The 17695-nt window shown below is 53.7% G+C and carries 20 protein-coding genes and 1 other RNA gene; 7 read left to right on the top strand and 14 right to left on the bottom strand.

Annotated features, from left to right (window positions below):
- Positions 1-51 precede the first annotated feature (51 nt).
- Complete coding sequence (locus tag AC791_RS07455; protein WP_049839843.1) at positions 52-753, top strand: GNAT family N-acetyltransferase; 702 nt, start codon at positions 52-54, stop codon at positions 751-753.
- Here AC791_RS07455 and ykgO read toward each other — a convergent pair.
- Together ykgO and AC791_RS07445 are read right to left on the bottom strand one after the other, a co-directional pair.
- The gene (ykgO, locus tag AC791_RS07450; protein WP_016537667.1) at positions 750-890 is read right to left on the bottom strand and encodes a type B 50S ribosomal protein L36; all 141 of its coding nucleotides are present in this window, start codon (positions 888-890) and stop codon (positions 750-752) included. The two genes, AC791_RS07455 and ykgO, sit on opposite strands and share 4 nt — an antisense overlap.
- 3 nt (positions 891-893) lie before the next feature.
- The gene (locus tag AC791_RS07445; protein ID WP_049841563.1) at positions 894-1154 is read right to left on the bottom strand and encodes a type B 50S ribosomal protein L31; all 261 of its coding nucleotides are present in this window, start codon (positions 1152-1154) and stop codon (positions 894-896) included.
- Between the two features lie 216 nt (positions 1155-1370).
- Between AC791_RS07445 and AC791_RS07440 the strand changes: the two genes are divergently transcribed.
- Positions 1371-2936, top strand: coding sequence for an EAL domain-containing protein (locus AC791_RS07440; RefSeq protein WP_049839842.1), 1566 nt, complete (start codon positions 1371-1373; stop codon positions 2934-2936).
- A gap of 130 nt (positions 2937-3066) precedes the next feature.
- Here the strand turns inward: AC791_RS07440 and AC791_RS07435 are convergent, their stop codons facing one another.
- The 3 genes from AC791_RS07435 to ffs form a co-directional block, all read right to left on the bottom strand.
- Positions 3067-3282 (bottom strand): hypothetical protein, encoded by a 216-nt coding sequence (locus AC791_RS07435; RefSeq protein ID WP_049839841.1) that lies wholly within the window; start codon positions 3280-3282, stop codon positions 3067-3069.
- Positions 3279-3527 (bottom strand): hypothetical protein, encoded by a 249-nt coding sequence (locus tag AC791_RS07430; RefSeq protein ID WP_049839840.1) that lies wholly within the window; start codon positions 3525-3527, stop codon positions 3279-3281. The genes AC791_RS07435 and AC791_RS07430 overlap by 4 nt, the downstream gene beginning before the upstream one ends.
- A 222-nt stretch (positions 3528-3749) precedes the next feature.
- Positions 3750-3846, bottom strand: an RNA gene (ffs, locus tag AC791_RS19655) — signal recognition particle sRNA small type.
- Between the two features lie 176 nt (positions 3847-4022).
- Between ffs and AC791_RS07425 the strand changes: the two genes are divergently transcribed.
- The gene (locus tag AC791_RS07425) at positions 4023-4334 is read left to right on the top strand and encodes an MGMT family protein (protein ID WP_049839839.1); all 312 of its coding nucleotides are present in this window, start codon (positions 4023-4025) and stop codon (positions 4332-4334) included.
- 40 nt (positions 4335-4374) lie between these two features.
- Here the strand turns inward: AC791_RS07425 and AC791_RS07420 are convergent, their stop codons facing one another.
- Complete coding sequence (locus AC791_RS07420) at positions 4375-4944, bottom strand: YbaY family lipoprotein (protein WP_049839838.1); 570 nt, start codon at positions 4942-4944, stop codon at positions 4375-4377.
- A 203-nt stretch (positions 4945-5147) separates the two neighbouring features.
- On the opposite strand from AC791_RS07420, the gene tesB reads away from it, so the two are divergent.
- A complete protein-coding gene (gene tesB / locus AC791_RS07415) occupies positions 5148-6014 on the top strand; it encodes an acyl-CoA thioesterase II (protein ID WP_049839837.1) in 867 nt (288 codons plus the stop codon).
- Positions 6015-6057: 43 nt separating this feature from the next.
- On the opposite strand, the gene amtB is transcribed toward tesB, so the two are convergent.
- The 5 genes from amtB to AC791_RS07390 all read right to left on the bottom strand — a co-directional run bounded on the left by amtB (position 6058) and on the right by AC791_RS07390 (position 11998).
- Entirely contained in the window at positions 6058-7344 is a 1287-nt protein-coding gene (gene amtB / locus AC791_RS07410; protein ID WP_049839836.1) for an ammonium transporter AmtB, read from the bottom strand.
- A gap of 31 nt (positions 7345-7375) precedes the next feature.
- Positions 7376-7714, bottom strand: a complete 339-nt coding sequence (glnK, locus tag AC791_RS07405; protein WP_025861672.1) for a P-II family nitrogen regulator — start codon at positions 7712-7714, stop codon at positions 7376-7378.
- Positions 7715-7957: 243 nt separating this feature from the next.
- The gene (locus tag AC791_RS07400) at positions 7958-9736 is read right to left on the bottom strand and encodes a SmdB family multidrug efflux ABC transporter permease/ATP-binding protein (protein WP_049839835.1); all 1779 of its coding nucleotides are present in this window, start codon (positions 9734-9736) and stop codon (positions 7958-7960) included.
- Positions 9729-11492 carry a SmdA family multidrug ABC transporter permease/ATP-binding protein gene (locus tag AC791_RS07395; RefSeq protein WP_049839834.1) on the bottom strand — a complete coding sequence of 588 codons (1764 nt, stop codon included), beginning with the start codon at positions 11490-11492 and terminating at the stop codon, positions 9729-9731. Before AC791_RS07395 ends, AC791_RS07400 begins: the two co-directional genes overlap by 8 nt.
- Before the next feature lie 47 nt (positions 11493-11539).
- Complete coding sequence (locus AC791_RS07390) at positions 11540-11998, bottom strand: Lrp/AsnC family transcriptional regulator (RefSeq protein ID WP_049839833.1); 459 nt, start codon at positions 11996-11998, stop codon at positions 11540-11542.
- Positions 11999-12113: 115 nt separating this feature from the next.
- Between AC791_RS07390 and AC791_RS07385 the strand changes: the two genes are divergently transcribed.
- Positions 12114-13160, top strand: coding sequence for a PLP-dependent cysteine synthase family protein (locus AC791_RS07385; protein ID WP_049839832.1), 1047 nt, complete (start codon positions 12114-12116; stop codon positions 13158-13160).
- Between the two features lie 41 nt (positions 13161-13201).
- Here AC791_RS07385 and cof read toward each other — a convergent pair whose 3' ends face one another.
- Entirely contained in the window at positions 13202-14020 is an 819-nt protein-coding gene (gene cof, locus AC791_RS07380; RefSeq protein WP_049839831.1) for an HMP-PP phosphatase, read from the bottom strand.
- A 102-nt stretch (positions 14021-14122) separates the two neighbouring features.
- Here cof and AC791_RS07375 point away from each other — a divergent pair, with 102 nt between their 5' ends.
- Positions 14123-15823, top strand: coding sequence for an SgrR family transcriptional regulator (locus AC791_RS07375; RefSeq protein ID WP_049839830.1), 1701 nt, complete (start codon positions 14123-14125; stop codon positions 15821-15823).
- 65 nt (positions 15824-15888) lie between these two features.
- Positions 15889-16584, top strand: coding sequence for a 7-cyano-7-deazaguanine synthase QueC (gene queC / locus AC791_RS07370; RefSeq protein WP_049839829.1), 696 nt, complete (start codon positions 15889-15891; stop codon positions 16582-16584).
- A gap of 131 nt (positions 16585-16715) precedes the next feature.
- On the opposite strand, the gene AC791_RS07365 is transcribed toward queC, so the two are convergent.
- Both AC791_RS07365 and AC791_RS07360 read right to left on the bottom strand, forming a co-directional pair.
- Entirely contained in the window at positions 16716-17132 is a 417-nt protein-coding gene (locus AC791_RS07365; protein ID WP_049839828.1) for a YbgC/FadM family acyl-CoA thioesterase, read from the bottom strand.
- A gap of 108 nt (positions 17133-17240) precedes the next feature.
- Positions 17241-17624: a helix-hairpin-helix domain-containing protein gene (locus AC791_RS07360; protein WP_049839827.1), complete on the bottom strand. Its 384-nt coding sequence runs from the start codon at positions 17622-17624 to the stop codon at positions 17241-17243.
- Positions 17625-17695 lie beyond the last annotated feature (71 nt).

Raw genomic sequence — 17695 nt, 5'->3', positions numbered from 1 at the left:
GGATCCACAATCAGCTTACGCTTACGCCACCAGTCATTGAAGGAGTTTACGATGAGCGAGTTAAATCAATTTGGTCAGCCGGTAGGTCGCGCTCTGCCCGACTGGCAGGAGCGGCCGTATCCACAACGTATTACCCTTGAGGGACATTATTGTCGGCTTGAGCCGTTGAGGCAGGATCACGCCAGCGATCTGTTTTCTGCCTATGCGAGCGCTGAAGATACGCGGGGCTGGACGTGGTTAATGCGCGAACCGGAAACCAGTGAAACGGCTTACCAGCAGTGGGTCGACGACAACTGTACTCTACATGACACGATTTATTTCGCCATTATCGATCGGCGTACGGCTCGCGCAGTGGGCGTGTTTGCCCTGATGAGGGTGGATAGTAAAAACGGTGTCATTGAGGTGGGACACGTGCATTTTTCACCGCGGCTCAGCCAGACGCCGATGTCTACCGAAGCTCACTGGCTGCTAATGAGGTATGTTTTCGACACGCTCGGCTATCGACGTTACGAGTGGAAGTGCAATAGTTTGAACGCGCCTTCGCGCCAGGCGGCACAGCGGCTGGGTTTTCATTATGAGGGACGCTTTCGTCAGGCGCTGGTGGTAAAAGGCCATAATCGGGATACCGACTGGTTTTCAATCATTGACAGTGAATGGCCGCAGGTCGACTGCGCACTGCGGGCCTGGCTTGCCGCCGACAACTTTACTGCCGACGGCAAACAAAAGCGCACGCTACAAAGTCTGCGCGCTTAGCGTCTTTTTTTACGTCCCTGCACCGCTTTAAAGCGCGGATTTGTTTTGCAGATAACGTACAGCCGCCCTTTTCGTCTGACTATCTGACAATCAGGATGGCGCTGTTTGGCGCTACGTAACGAGTTAAGCACCTGCATGTTTTAGCTCCTTTTAGCGCCAATAAAACGGCCGTAGCGCTGCTGGAAACGCGCGGCGCTGCCTTCATTACTCAGGGTCTTCTGCTTGCCGGTATAGTACGGATGAGAAGCTGACGAGACGTCGAGCGTCACATAAGGATAGGTAACGCCTTCGAGCTCGATCTCACGATCGGTTTTAATGGTCGAGCCTACTTTAAAATACTCGTCCACGCTGGTGTCGTGGAATACCACGGTACGATAGTAGGGGTGAATGTCCGGTTTCATAACAGCCTCATTCATTATGTTATAACATAACATTAAGGTAACCTGGCCGAGACTAAAGATCAAGAGGATTAGCATCAGGACAGTATTTTGTTACTCGCTCTTTTTATGACTTTTGTCTACTGAATAAAATCAAGGTATCTTCTTCTATCCAGCGCTATTATTTGCAGAATATCGTATTCCGCTACCACGCCATTTATGCCCACAGGAAAAGTCATTATGCAAACCCGGCATCCGATCGTGGTTATTACCGGCATCTTGATCCTTACCGCATTATTACCGGTCAGCCTGAGCATCTGGATGGCGCATAAAAATGCCAGCCAGGCCTTTACGGCTGAACTTGAAAACGTTTCCAGGCAGGTCATGCTCCGCAGTCAAATGGTTGCTACGCAGGCTGAAGAGGCGCTTGAACAACTGAAATCAAGTAAACTTGCGCCGTGCAGCCGCGAGCATCTACTGGAGATGCGTCAGGTTTCTTATAGTCATCGATATATTCAGGAAGTGCTCTACTTTCACGATCTCGAGCCTCTATGCTCTTCGTTTGAAGAAATGAAAGTCGGCAAACAGTTCCCACCTTCGCAGGCTCTGACATCAAAGGGCTATCAAGTTTGGCTGACGACCAAAAACGATATCGGAATCGATCGTAGTATGGCGGGGCTGGGTAGCGCCAACTATGTCGTCATAGTCGATCCTGAATCCTTAATCGATGTTCTCCCCTACGGGCAGTGGCCGATTAATATAGCGCTCATTGGGCTCAAAAATAATGCGATCGTCGCCAGTACGTCGCCACATGCGCAAGAAGTCTGGGCGCAGGCTTTAAGCACTAACAAAACACAGTTCCGGCATAATGACGTGATATACAATATTAATCGTTATCCGAAACTTAATATCGCAACAGTGACCTGGGCTTCAACGCTCCCTCTGGATGAGGGCTGGCATCATCAGCTACTCTACTGGCTCCCGTTTGGGGCTACTATCAGTATGCTATCCGCCTGGCTTATTCGGCGCGTACTGCGTCATCTTCGCTCTCCTCACCAGCTTTTACAGAACGCCATTCGCTCGCGGGAAATTATTGTTCACTATCAGCCCATTGTCTCGTTAACCGATGAGCGTATTGTTGGTGCTGAAGCGCTCGCCCGCTGGCCGCAGCCCGACGGCACTTTCCTTGCCCCGGATATTTTTATCCCGCTGGCAGAGCAAAACGGATTAATGACGTCGCTGACTGAGCTGATTGTAGCGCGCGTTTTCTCTGATTTAGGCCCATGGCTGCAACAGCATCCGCAATATTATGTCTCGATTAACATTTCAGCCAACGATCTGCATTCAACGACGCTTCCAGTGCTTATTGCGCAACGTGTCGCCCGCTGGAGGATAGCGCCGGAGCAGATTGCCCTTGAACTGACTGAACGCAGTTTTACCGATCTAAATGTCAGTGCCCCGGCGATTGCGCGTTATCGGGAAAGCGGTCATCCTGTTTATATTGATGATTTTGGCACGGGGTTCTCCAGCCTGAGCTATCTACATGGAATTGAGGCCGATACGCTTAAAATCGATAAATTTTTCGTGGAAACGGTGGAACATAATCAGGTTACACCCCATATCATCAGGCTGGCGCAAACGCTTAATCTTAAGACAGTGGCAGAAGGAATTGAAACGCCACAACAGGCCGCATGGCTGCGCGAGCGCGGCGTAGAGTACGGACAGGGCTGGCTTTATAGTAAGGCGCTTGAGAAGAATGCGTTTATGGCATGGGCCGAACAGAATCTGCACCGCCCGGAAAGCTAAAAAAACAGCGGCGGGGAGAAGCCCGCCGTGAATATCATCCCTGAACCTAATGAGGTGGAAAACCTATTTTTGTTTGCGTCATTATGACCGCAGATGATTTCACATTAAGGTGATAAGCATAACCGTTTTATTACTGCTGAGGAGGGATCGGAAATCCTTTCAGCGAGATGATAAATCGTCCGCCCTCTTTTTTAATTTTCGCCCCCGTCTCGCACCAGTCTGAGGCGATACGAAAAAACTCATCGCTGCCAACATTCCAGTTGAGACGCACTTGTTTAACATAGCCTGAACGCAACAGCGCATACGCCTCGCTACAGCTACGTGCGACTGAGATCTGTGATTTCATTTTCTCTTCTTCAGAATTTTGCGTAATGCTTTGATTTCTTTAGACGTGAAAGGGCGGGTATCTTCTTCAATATGCTGATTGTCAATTTCGTCTTCCGACACCTCAGCGTCATAGGTTAATTCAAACGCCGACAGCAGCAATTTCTCCGTTGCCGTGCTTAAGTTGTCATTATTCGCCTCTGCATACTGGCGAAGTTTATCTTTTAGCGTCTCTTCAATTTTGACATTCAATACGACAGTGGACATGGGCAACGCTTTCCTTATCGGCAATCTATAACGTGATATTTTTTCAGTCCATTGATGACGCGGGTCCTGAAACTCCTCGAATTATTATTGTGTCCAGGATGTATGACAGAAGAATGACGCGTATTTTTCAGGACGATTAACGATACCAGAGATAAAAACGACAAGAAGCCGATAACGAAATGAGGGGGTATGAAAAAGAGGTAATGCAGAATTGGGTGGGGGCCCTGCCAGCTACATCCCGGCACACACGTCATCTGCTCTGGCTGCTTCCTTCCGGATCTGACCTGGTAAACAGAGTAGCATTGCGGGAGAACCAACAGGGCCCCCATTGAGAGCGTTGTAACCAACGCGCAGGCGCATTATCACTGCTGTGCCCGGCAATTGCAAGCTACCGGCAATCGTATGCTGGTTTATTGCACAAGCCGGTTATTTTCCTGCTTTCCACCCTTCCCCGCGCCGCTTATGCTAGCCCTGACATCATTTTAAGGAGCAGGCATGTATCCAGAAGACTCATTCCCTCATCGCGTCTGGCAAATTGTGGCGGCGATACCCGAAGGGTACGTGACGACCTATGGCGATATTGCACGTCTGGCCGGATCGCCGCGAGCAGCGCGTCAGGTAGGTGGCGTGCTCAGACGCTTACCGGAAGGTTCATCTTTACCCTGGCACAGAGTGGTTAATCGACACGGCGCTATTTCACTGACCGGGCCGGATCTTCAGCGGCAAAGAGAGGCACTCCTGGCAGAAGGCGTGGCGGTATCCGGGAGTGGGCAAATCGACATGCAGCATTATCGGTGGGTATTTTAAGCCGCCCTCACCCGTGATGATGAGGGCGGTATAACGTGTATTACCAGGTCGTCGGAGCCGGAACAGCTGATGACGGGGTCACTTGCGTTGGCGACGTAGACGGAACCGTCGTTACTGCACCACCGCTGGACTGGATCGGCACGGCCGTTTGTGGAACCGGAACCAGCGTCAGGTCGACTTTAGTGCCGCCCTGGTTGATTACAGGTTTCACGCCATCAGTAATAAAGACCAGTTTATCGTTGACCGTAATCGCTGCGCTCAGCAGGATCCGGGCATCAGGCTTGATATCTGATGGATTGAACGGCAGCAAGTAGCTATACGGCGGCTGTTTACCGTCGGTACGTACGGCTTTCTGCGCGATCACTTTTGATGGCGCATCAGACTGTGACGCATCGGAAACCGTCACGGTCAGGACAGCGTCAGGCGGTAAAGCCACTTTCTGACGGATCCATACTGTACCGGAAACATTCGGCTGCTTAATAACCGCTTTTGAAGCTACACCCGACGTACTGGGATTAAGCGCTGGGGTCTGAATATCTGCGCTTTTATCCGCACAGGCCGACAGCGCTACCACTACGGCAATACCACTTAACATGTGCACGACTTTCATTACGTTCTCCTTTTACGCTATGCACTGCGAGATTGATTCCCACCAGATGAGTGGTTAACAGAAAGACAACGTGAGTAAGTGTGGCACAAGTCACTTATTTTTGCCTGGAATCAGGCCGTTAATCAGATTTTCGCACCCATCGGACCACTTGCCTTTCTGCGTTATAATGGACGCTACAGGCTGCTATTTACGTGAGGAAAGCTATGAGTCAGGCGCTGAACAATCTGCTGGCATTATTAAATCTGGAAAAAATTGAAGAAGGGTTATTTCGTGGTCAGAGCCAGGATTTGGGTCTGCGCCAGGTTTTCGGCGGACAAGTGGTAGGTCAGGCGCTCTATGCCGCGAAAGAAACCGTGCCGGAAGAACGCCTGGTGCACTCTTTTCACAGCTATTTTTTGCGTCCCGGCGACAGTGAAAAGCCGATTATTTATGACGTTGAAGTTTTACGCGATGGAAACAGCTTTAGCGCTCGCCGCGTTGCTGCCGTGCAAAACGGTAAGCCCATTTTTTATATGACCGCGTCATTTCAGGCGCCTGAATCGGGTTATGAGCATCAAAAAACGATGCCGCCTGCTCCGGCACCGGACTCGCTGAAATCAGAAACCGACATTGCGCTTTCGCTCGCGCATCTCCTGCCGCCGCAGGTCAAAGATAAATTTCTCAGCGAAAAGGCGCTGGAGATCCGCCCGGTTGAGTTTCATAACCCGCTAAAAGGCCACGTTGCAGAACCCGCCCGCCAGGTGTGGATGCGTGCCAATGGCCCGATGCCGGAAGATTTACGCGTCCATCAGTATCTACTGGGCTACGCATCAGATTTCAATTTCCTGCCGGTAGCGCTTCAGCCGCACGGCGTCGGTTTTCTGGAAAAAGGGATGCAGGTTGCCACTATCGATCACTCTATGTGGTTCCACCGGCCTTTCACGATGAACGACTGGCTGCTGTACAGTGTAGAAAGCACGTCTGCCTCCAGCGCACGCGGCTTTGTTCGCGGTGAGTTTTATACTCAGGATGGGATTCTGGTGGCTTCAACGGTGCAGGAAGGGGTAATGCGTAACCGTAATCATGTCTAAATAAAAAAGCCGGGTAGCGATATGCCACCCGGCATTATTATTATCAGGCGTTATACGCATTCTCGCCGTGGCTGTTAACATCCAGCCCTTCGCGCTCCTGCTCTTCCGGTACGCGCAGTCCAACGGTCATATCGGCCAGTTTATAGGCAATAAAGGCAACAACCGCTGACCAGACAATGGTAATACCGATGCTTTCCAGCTGCACCAGCACCTGATGGCCCATGGTGACGCCCTCTGCATAGCCAACACCACCGAGCGATGTCGCGGCAAAGATACCGGTCAGAATACAGCCGACAATGCCGCATACGCCGTGAACCCCAAATACGTCACACGGATCGTCAACCCGCAGGATGCGTTTAAGCATCGTAACACCCCACAGCCCTGCCAGCCCCGAGGCGAGACCGACAATCAGCGCACCACCGACACCGATATAGCCACAGGCAGGCGTTACGCCAACCAGCCCGGCGATAGCACCGGAACAGGCGCCCAGCAGAGACGGTTTACCACGGGTGATCCACTCGCCAAACACCCATGCCAGAATAGCCGCTGCGGTTGCCACTACGGTGTTAACGAAAGCTAACGCGGCAATTTCGCTGGCCGCACTGGCTGAACCGGCGTTGAAACCGAACCACCCAACATACAGGATCGCCGTACCGGTAAATACCATCGGCAAGTTGTGGGGTTTGAACGCTTCTTTACCAAAACCGACACGTTTGCCGATCAGGTAAGCACCCACCAGCCCGGCAATTGCCGCGTTGATGTGAACTACCGTACCGCCGGCAAAATCCAGCGCGCCGTGCGATGCAAGCAGACCGCCGCCCCAGACCATGTGCGCAATCGGAATGTAGGACAGCGTCAGCCACACGACAACAAAAATCAGTACCGCAGAGAAGCGGATACGCTCAGCCAGCGCACCGACAATCAGCCCCACGGTAATACAGGCAAAAGAGCCCTGGAACGCGACGTGAATATACTGATAGAAGCTGCCCATCACTGCGGTCAGTTCGATATTTTTCAGCATCACCCAGTTGAAGTTGCCGAAGAAGTTATTGCCTTCGCCAAAGGCCAGCGAGTAACCGTAAATCACCCACAGTACGCAGACGAGGGCGAATGTCACCATCACCTGAGTCAGCATCGACAGCACGTTTTTACCGCGGATCAGGCCGCCGTAAAACAGAGCAATGCCGGGAATGGTCATAAACAACACCAGCGCGGTACAGATCATCATAAATGCGTTATCGGCTTTATCTGCCACTGCCGGTGCCGCCATCGCGAGGCCAGGTAATAGCGCCACCGTACCCAGAGCCGTTTTGATCGTTGCTATCTTCATTTTCTCGTTCCCTATCACTGTGTGTCAGGCGTTAAAGCGCCGCTTCGTCGGCTTCGCCGGTACGAATACGAATGACGCGTTGCAGCTCGGCGACAAAAATTTTGCCGTCGCCAATTTTTCCGGTGTAGGCCGCTTTGCTGATAATATCGATCACTTCATCAAGCTGATCGTCGGCAATAGCCACATCGATTTTTACTTTTGGCAGGAAGTTAACGCTGTATTCTGCCCCACGATAAAGTTCAGCATGTCCCTTCTGACGTCCGAAGCCTTTTACTTCGGTCACGGTCAGCCCCTGAATACCAATAGAAGAGAGCGCTTCACGCACATCCTCGAGTTTAAATGGCTTAATTACCACTGTTACCAGCTTCATAGATCCTCTCCAGTCAGAATTCAGTTATGGCCGCAGCGCCCACCTGTGAACTAAAGCAAGCGGCGTGCCAGAAATAGATTTCATGCGCCAGGAGTCGTTTGGTGCGGGTAGCGTGAGCAGGAAAAAGTGTGACCGGGATTCAATTTGTCATCGGGCAAAAAAAACGCACCATGCTGGTGCAGGGTGCGGTGAACTTTTGCACCAGGACATCGCCTGGTAGCGGGAGTGCATAAAAGTGGTGCGTCAGGCGGTCAGCGGCCCCTCCTGCTCACTGGACTGAAGTTCCTCTCCGGCAAGCTGAAGCTGATACATTTGCCAGTAGCGGCCTTTATTCGCCAGAAGCGCCTGATGCGTTCCTTGCTCCACGGCTTGCCCGCGATGCAGGACCATGATGGTATCAGCTTCAACGATGGTCGACAGGCGATGCGCAATCACAATGAGGGTGGTCTGTTTACGTACGGCCGCCAGCGCCAGCTGGATCGCCTGCTCCGTACCTGAGTCAATATTGGCCGTGGCTTCATCAAGGATCAGGATTTGCGGCGTATCAATCAGCACTCGCGCCAGGGCCAGAAGCTGTTTTTGCCCGACCGACAAATTATTACCCTGCTCGCCAAGCTGAGTATGAATGCCGTCACTCATGTCGCGCGCCAGTTCGGCAAGCTGCACCGTCTCCAGCGCCTGCCATACTTGCTCCTCGCTGATATCGCGGCCAAGCGTGACGTTAGTCAGGAAGGAATCCGCAAGAACAACCGGGTCCTGCTGAACCATCGCCACCCCGTGGCGCAGCGTGGCATGGCTGAGTGAGGCCAGCGGGCGCCCGTCAAGACGGATCTCCCCCTGCGTCAGCGGATAGTTGCCCATTAACAGACTGGCGAGGGTACTTTTTCCGCTGCCGGTATGCCCCACCAGCGCAATAAAACTGCGTGATGGAACATGCAGATTAATATCCTGCAAAACCAGACGGTCCTGATGATAGGCAAAAGAGAGCGCGTCGATATCAATCGTGCCGCTGCGCAGCGGCTGGTCGTCCTGACCGTACTCCTGCCGCGGACGATCCATTAATTCGAACACCCGCTCCCCGGCAACCACCGCCTGCTGAAGCATTGATTGCTGCGTGGTCAGTTCAATCAGCGGTTCATTCAGTCGTCCAAGATAGCTGATAAACGCGTACAGCACCCCAACTTCAATGGTGCCGACAGAAGTGAAGCCAAACAGCATCAGCAGGCCGCACAGCACCAGCGCGGAGAACAGGCTGAGCAGCGGACGCAGTAAAAAGCCGTCCAGCTTCAGCGTTTGCATTCGTGCCTGGTAGTGCGCATAGCTGGCCTCGCGCATTCGCTCGCCAAAACGCGCCTGCTGGCGGAACTGCTGGATCACGCTCATGCCGTTAATCACTTCATTAAAACCATCGTTGATTTCAGCAAGCCAGGCACGTACCCGCCGCACAATAGGCGTGCTGTAGCGCTGATAAATCAGCATGACGATGATCACCGCAGGAAATATGGAAATAGCGACCAGCGCCATTCGCCAGTCGAGCGTGAACATGGCGACCAGCATTGCGCCGACCAGTGCCGCACTGCGCAGGACCGTCGCCACCACCGTTACGTAGAGATCGCGGATCACTTCGGTATCGTTGGTAACGCGGGAAATCAGCTGGCCGACAGGCTGGGTATCAAAAGCGCTCAGCGGCTGGCGCAGGGCCGCATCCATAACGTCAGTTCGCAGCTGCTGAACAACACCCACTGCCGCCCGGTTAAACAGTAAAGATTGGGCATAGTGCAGTCCGGCGGCCAGCATCTGTAATCCGATATAGGCAGCCGCCAGGCCACACACTGGACCTGGCGGCAGCGTTCGTTTTGCCACCATGTTATCGATGAAATAGCTAATGAGCAGCGGGCCGCTGACTTCGGCAATCGCCGCCACCCATAGCAGGGTTACGGCAATTGTCAGCGGCTTACGCCACGGTGAGCCGTACTTCAACAGGCGCTTAAGGGTCGGCCATAACTGTCCAAAACTACGCATTACTGGCCTCCTCCGGCTCATCATCCAGCGCAGCTTCAAGCTGCTGATAGCGGTACATATCCCGATACCATCCTGGCCCGGCAGCCAGGTGTTCATGCTTGCCGCGTTGGGCAATGTGTCCGTGCTGCATAACGATAATTTCATCTGCTTCGGTAAGGGCCGACAGCCGGTGCGCACTAATAATTACCGTACGTCCCGCCCCCCACTGGCGCAGGTTGTGCAGGATTTGATGCTCGGTACGACCATCCACGGCAGACAGTGCATCATCAAGAATGAGGATCTCTGCATCGACCAACAATGCCCGGGCAATGGAAAGACGCTGCTTTTGTCCGCCGGAAAGCATCACGCCGCGCTCGCCCACTTCGGTTTCATAGCCCTTTGGCAGACGCAGAATGTCATCATGGACGCTGGCGAGACGCGCCACATGCTCGATCTCCTGCTGCGTTGCCCCGGGTTTTCCCAGCGCAATATTATTGCCAACGGTATCGGAGAACAGGAACGGGGTCTGATTTACGATAGCCAGACGGCTGCGCCAGTCGTCGATTTTCAGGCGAGGAAGCGGAATATCGTGGAAACGAATATCACCGCGATCGACGTCGAAGTGGCGCTGGATCAGCGCCAGTACCGTGCTTTTCCCCGCGCCGGTCGGCCCGCAAATGCCCAGCATCTGTCCCGGTTGAAGAGTAAAGTTAACCCTGCTTAAGGTCGGGTGCGCCGCTTTTGGCCAGCGGAATTCGTTAATAGCAACATCCAGCGTGCCACGCTCCGGCGGCAGCGTTTCATCCCCGTCATTCACTACCGGGGCTTCAGCTAACATGGCGCGAATACGGCTGTAGGCGGCGCTCCCACGCTCAACGATGTTAAACATCCATGCCAGCGCCAGCATCGGCCAGATCATCAGACCGAGATACATAATAAAGCTGGTCAGTTCGCCGAGGGTTAAGGTGTTGTTGATAACCATCCAGCTACCGCCGCCAATGGCCAGCAGATTGGCGGTACCGATAGCAATATAAATTGTGGGATCAAAACGCGCATCAATACGCGCCACCCGCAGGTTTTTCGCCCCGGTATCGGCGGCATCGGCGGCAAACAGCGACGACTGACGATCTTCCAGACCAAAGGCTTTGATCATGCGGATGCTGGTCATACTCTCCTGAGTGCGATCGTTCAGCGAGGAAAATGCCGCCTGCGCCAGCTTAAAGCGCTCGTGCAGCTGGTCACCGTTACGCTTGATCATGATGGCCATGACCGGCATCGGCACCAGCGCCAGTAGCGTAAGCTGCCAGCTAATTTGGGTCGACATCACGATCAGTACTGCGCAACCCATGACCAGTGAATCGACCAGCGTCAGCACCCCCTCTCCCGCCGCAAAGACCACGCGATCGACGTCGTTGGTCGCACGGGCAATCAAATCTCCGGTGCGGTGGCGCAGGTAAAATTCCGGATGCTGGCGGCTTAGCTGACGATAGTAATCTTCGCGCAGTTCAATAGCGAGTTGATAAGACGCACCAAATAACAGTACGCGCCAGACGTAGCGCAACAGGTAGACTACGACCGCAATCAGCACCATTAAACCCAGCCATTGCAGGATCTGTACCGAGCTGTAGTGCCGCTGCGTCACGCCGTCGACAATAATTCCCACCACTTTAGGCGGAATAAGTTGCAGAATCGCAATGATCACCAGCAGGGCGACCGCGCCAAGATAGCGTCGCCATTCCCGGCGAAAGTACCAGCTTAATTGAGCAAATAATCGCACGCGATAAGTCCTGAAATTCCGATTGGGCCGACAATAGCGTCGGATAATTAGTCGATGGGAAGCGCCGTAGTGTGTTTAATCTGCTCCATCGCAAAACTTGATGTGACATCAGATAACCCTGGCACACGGCTGACCAGCCGTTTATAAAAATCGTCGTAGCGTTTCATATCGGCTACCTGCACCTGCATCAGGTAGTCATACTCTCCCGCCATGCGCCAGACGCCCAGCACTTCAGGCAGTTCAGTGACCACTTTTACCAGCTGGTTATACCACTCACTGCTATGATGCTGCGTTTTAATCAGCACAAATGCGGTCAGTCCCAGTCCGAGTTTTTCTGCGTCCAGCAGCGCGACCTTACCCAGCAGTACCTTGTCATCTTCCAGCTTTTTAAGCCGCTTCCAGCAGGGTGTGGTCGTCAGATTAACGGCATCCGCCAGCGCCTGCAAAGACAGGGTGCAATCCTTCTGCAACAGTGAAAGCAGTTTGCGGTCAATTTTATCTAACACAGCCCTCTCCCGGAGAATATATTTCTCTTTCAATTGTAATTTAAAGGCTAAATAGCAACAATTTTTTCCGTGCTTTTCGCTATTCTGGGCACAAAATGACAAACGGAAAACCATCATGAACCGTAGCTGGGTCAATCATGCTATTAGCGAAATTAACGCGGACTATCAACGCTCTGCCGATACACATCTCATTCGGCTGACGCTGCCGGCGTTTCCCGGCATTCCGCTTTATCTGAAAGATGAAAGTACGCATCCGACCGGCAGCCTGAAGCACCGGCTGGCGCGTTCACTGTTTTTGTATGGACTGTGCAACGGCTGGATCAAAGAGGGAACGCCCATTATTGAAGCCTCCTCCGGCTCCACGGCCGTGTCAGAAGCCTATTTTGCACGCCTGCTCGGGCTGCCGTTTATTGCCGTGATGCCCGCCTGCACCGCCCGACGCAAGATTGAACAGATTGAGTTCTACGGCGGCCGCTGCCACTTTGTCGACAGTCCCTGTGAGATTTACGCCGCCTCCGAAACGCTGGCGCACGAGCTGAACGGGCATTATATGGATCAGTTCACGTTCGCCGAACGCGCCACTGACTGGCGCGGCAACAATAATATCGCCGACAGCATTTTCCGCCAGATGAGAAATGAACCGCATCCGGTGCCCGCTTTTATCGTCATGAGCGCCGGAACGGGCGGTACCTCGGCGACCCTTGGCCGTTATATTCGCAGTCAGGGTTATGCTACCCGGCTTGCGGTGGTTGACCCGCAAAACTCGGTTTTTATGGATTACTGGCAAACCCGCGACGCCAGCCTGCGCAGCGCTGTTGGCAGTAAGATTGAAGGAATTGGTCGTCCTCGGGTGGAACCTTCATTTATTCCGGACGTGGTAGACGAAATGCTGCGCGTGCCGGATGCGGCAAGCGTGGCCACCGCCCACTGGCTGGAAACGCAGCTGGGACGTAAAGTTGGCGCATCAACCGGAACCAATATGTGGGGGGCGCTACAGCTGGCGACCAGATTGCGTGAACAGGGTCAGCATGGCGCCATTGTGACCCTGTTGTGCGACAGCGGTGAGCGCTATCTGGAAACCTATTATGATCCCCGCTGGGTTTCAGAGAATATAGGTGATGTAACGCCGTGGAAGGCAAAAATTACGCGGTTAACGGCATAAAAAAAGCCAGGCCCGGGGCCTGGCTTGCTGGAAAAGTCTTGCTATTCGGGGGAATAAGGAAGATGTGGAGAATCCAGCCAATGAGTTAAAAAATGGGAAACCGCCTGCGTCTGGCAGTGTCCGATAACCGCTAAGTGGGGCAGATCGTCAATCAACTGCGGCATGGCATTGCCCATGATCAGCCCGTGCCCCACGCCTGAAAGCATTTCGCTGTCGTTCATCGCATCACCAAACGCCATGCAGTCCTGCATCGCAATCCCCAGATGCTGACTGAGCACCTTAAGTGCCGCACCTTTATTGCAGCCTGGCGGCAGAACCTCAAGACAGTAAAGCGCAGAAAAACAGAGATGCGCCCGGTCACCCAGCGCATCCTGAAGCTGGAGCTGTAAACGACAAAGATCGTCATGTTCACCGCAGAAACAGATTTTGGTCACGGAGTCTGGTTGTACGCCTTGTAGATCACACAGCTGGTAGCTAAAGCCGCTAAATGCGTGAGCCTCAAGCAGAAGCGGAACGGGTTTATCCGTAAACCAGCCGCTGTCGTTAAACAGATGCATACTGGCCGCGGTTTGCCAGTGGCCGTGCAGGACGATTTCTGCAACGTCGGGAGTCAAATCCTGCCGATAAAGCAACTCGCCTTCCCGCGAATGGACCCGCGTTCCATTGCCGGTAATTAAGTACGCATCCAGGGCCAGATCGCCTGTCACCTGCCGCATTTCGAGAGCGTGACGACCGGTAGCAAACGTCAGCGTAATATCCCGATCGCGCAGACGCTTAAGCGTCGTCAGCGTTGCCTCTCCCAGACGGTGGTCCGGCATCAGTAATGTGCCGTCCATATCGAATGCAGCCAGCCTGACCATGATTATTCTCCGGGTTGCGATGCGTTGTACTTGCCTTCAAGTATCTGCTGAGATATACGGAAGTAATAGTGAATAGTTAATTAATATTGTTCCGGGTTTTTTATGCGATTGCTAAACCGACTAAAACAGTACCAGCGACTCTGGCAGGCCTCGGACGGTGCTCCGCAGGATGCGACGATGGGCGAACTGGCCGCACTCTGTTTTTGCAGCGACAGGCATATGCGAACGCTATTGCGCCAGGCGCAGGAAACAGGCTGGCTGGACTGGCAGGCAAGGTCCGGACGAGGCAAGCGCGGAACGCTGACATTTTTAGTGTCTCCCGTCACGCTGCGTAACCAGATGATGGAGCAGGCCTTAAATAAGGGCCAGCAACATGATGCGCTTGAGCTGGCGCAACTGGCACCGGTTGAACTGCGCGCGCTATTGCATCCTTTTCTCGGCGGCCAGTGGCAGAACAATACGCCTACCCTGCGCATTCCCTATTATCGACCGCTGGAGCCGCTACATTCCGGCTTTTTGCCGGGACGGGCGGAGCAGCATCTGGCCGGGCAAATTTTCTCAGGACTCACCCGATTTTCGCAGGATTCAACGCAGCCGCACGGCGATCTCGCCCACCACTGGGAAGTGTCAGACGATGGCCTGTGCTGGCGGTTTTACATCCGTTCAACGCTGTACTGGCACAACGGCGATGCGGTCACAACCGGGCAGCTTCAGACGCGTCTGGAAATGCTGTTGACTCAGCCAGACCTGCGCCGTTTATTTGCCAGCGTCAGCCGCATTGAGGTTACTCATACGCAGTGCCTGACGTTTATCCTGCATCGGCCTGATTACTGGCTGGCGCACCGGCTGGCCAGCTACTGCAGCGTGCTGGCCCATCCGCAGCATCCGACGGTAGGAACCGGCCCGTTTAGCCTGAAAACCTTCACGCCGGCGCTGGTGCGCATCGAAAACCACGATCGCTATCATCTGGCGCATCCGCTGTTAAAGGCCATTGAATACTGGATAACGCCCCTGCTTTTCGAGCAGGATCTCGGCACCAGCTGCCGACACCCGGTGCAAATTGCTATTGGCGAGCCAGAAGAGTTAAGCCAGCTTCGCACGGTGAGTAACAGTATCAGTCTCGGCTTTTGCTATCTTGCGCTGCGCCAGAGCGCGCGGTTAACTCAACCACAGGCGCAGCGGGTTATTGATATGATCCACGGCACAGCACTGTTGCAGACGCTGCCGCTTGAGGAGGGGCTTATCACCCCAAGTAATGAGCTTTTACCGGGTCTGGCGATCCCCGGGGGCCGGACAAATAACGCAACCCCGCTGCCGCCTGCACTGACACTTCTGTACCATTTACCTGTTGAACTGCACATTATGGCGCAGCAACTTAAAACCATGATGGCGACGCATGGTTGTGAACTCACACTCATTTTCTACGATGCCAAAAACTGGAATGACTGCCCTGACCTGGTACACGCGGATATTATTATGGGCGACAGGCTTATCGGCGAGTCGGCAGAGTATGCGCTTGAACAGTGGCTGCGCTGCGATGCGCTGTGGCCAGCCTTGCTCAGTGATGAATCATTTACCCGATTAAGCAACACGCTGGATCACGTCCAGCGGCATGCGGATGACCAGCAGCGTAGCCATGCATTAAAGCAGGTTTTGCACGGCTTAATGTCGCAGGCCATTTTAACGCCGCTGTTTAATTATCATTATCAGGTGAGCGCACCGCCCGGCGTCAACGGCATTCGCCTCAACACGCGCGGCTGGTTTGATTTCTGTTCGCCGTGGCTCCCGGCTGCACCCCAGTGAAGAAGCTGGTCCCCGACGTCTTCAGACGCTACCATAGTGTTTTAATCCAACCGTCGGAAAGAGTAATGAAAAGCGCCGTCGTCGTATTTAGCGGTGGACAAGATTCCACTACCTGCCTGATCCAGGCCCTGCATCAGTATGATGATGTTCACTGTGTCACGTTTGACTATGGTCAGCGCCACCGGGCAGAGATTGATGTTGCGCGTGAACTGGCACTCTCGCTGGGCGCACGCGCGCATAAAGTGCTGGATGTCACGTTGCTCAATGAACTGGCGGTCAGCAGTCTGACGCGCGACAGTATTCCGGTGCCAGATTATGAACCCGATGCCGATGGAATTCCGAATACCTTTGTGCCGGGACGCAATATCCTGTTTTTAACCCTGGCGGCAATTTACGCGTATCAGGTAAAAGCCGAAGCGGTAATAACCGGCGTTTGTGAAACCGATTTCTCCGGCTACCCGGACTGTCGTGATGAATTTGTGAAAGCGCTGAATCACGCGGTGAGCCTCGGCATGGCAAAAAATATTCGCTTTGAAACGCCGCTGATGTGGCTTGATAAAGCAGAAACATGGGCGCTGGCAGACTACTGGGGCAAACTGGACCTGGTCCGCAGTGAAACGCTCACCTGCTATAACGGTATTAAAGGCGACGGCTGCGGGCAGTGCGCCGCCTGTAATCTGCGCGCCAATGGCCTGAATCAGTATCTGGCAAATACGCACACGGTGAAAGCGGCAATGCAGGAAAAAACCGGTCTGGCGTAGGCCAGTACCGCAGGCGGACAAACCGTTAGCGGCTGCCGGGAGGTTGTTTTGCCCGGTGGCGGCTCCGCCTTACCGGGCCTGAAAAGGTGTTGCCACAGCGCAAGCGCAGCCTTACCGGTACAACGATGCCGTTATTCCGCTTTCTGATCCCCTGGCATCATGGCGTCGAGTTTCTCGCGTAGTTCTCCCTCAAGCGCCAGCGCCTTCTGACTGTTTAGATCAATGCAGACGAAGGTGATCAATGCATCGGCAACAACCTGTCCTTCAGGCTCCAGGGTAACCACCTGGCTTAATACGCCGCTCTTACCGTTAAGCTGCTGTAGCTGGCTGGTGACGATCAGCCGATCGCCAAGCACCGCCGGGCGACGGTAATTGATATTGATATTAACCACTACAAAAGCGATGTTGTGCGCCGTCATCCATTGAAAACTGTCGCTGTTTTCCAGCCCGTCCCAGCGGGCCTCTTCCAGAAACTCCAGATAGCGGGCATTGTTAACGTGTTGATAGACATCGAGATGAAAACCGCGAACTTTAATTTGAGTCTGCATAGCGCGATAACCTTGCTTGTTGTTGTAATAAGAGACAGAGGCCACACCACTGGTATGACCTCTTTAGTCTGGCAAAAATTGCGCGTCGTGCAACCGCTCGAATGAAATTTATAGCGTCAGGTGAGCGAGGTTACGTTCCACCAGCGAACTGCCCATTCCTGGCACCTGCTGAAGATCGTCAAGAGACTTAAACGGACCGTATTCTTCCCGGTAGCTGACAATCGCCTGGGCTTTCTTCAGTCCAACGCCGTTCATGGCATGTGCCAGCTCTTCAGCCGAGGCGCTATTGAGGCTGACCCTGGTACCTTCATCATCGTCAGCCTTTGTTGTAGCAGCCGCCGTTTTACCGTGCGGTGCAGGCTTTGCATCAGGTGCCGCCTGGGTTACCTGCGGGTGTGCTTTTGCAGCAGACTGCGCCGCCAGCGCTGGAAAGCTTAGCCCGGCACAGGTCAGGGCAGCGGTGATGAGGGCCATTTTGATTCCACGTTTCATGCTGTTATCTCCTTGTTTGTTGACAGCGACGTTACGATAGCGAGACGCAAAACCGGAGACAAACAGGGAAT

The sequence above is a fragment of the Klebsiella sp. RIT-PI-d genome (assembly GCF_001187865.1).
Taxonomy (GTDB): Bacteria; Pseudomonadota; Gammaproteobacteria; order Enterobacterales; family Enterobacteriaceae; genus Superficieibacter.
The sequence above is the reverse complement of the archived record's forward strand: the minus strand, read 5'-3'. Positions and strand labels throughout refer to the sequence as shown.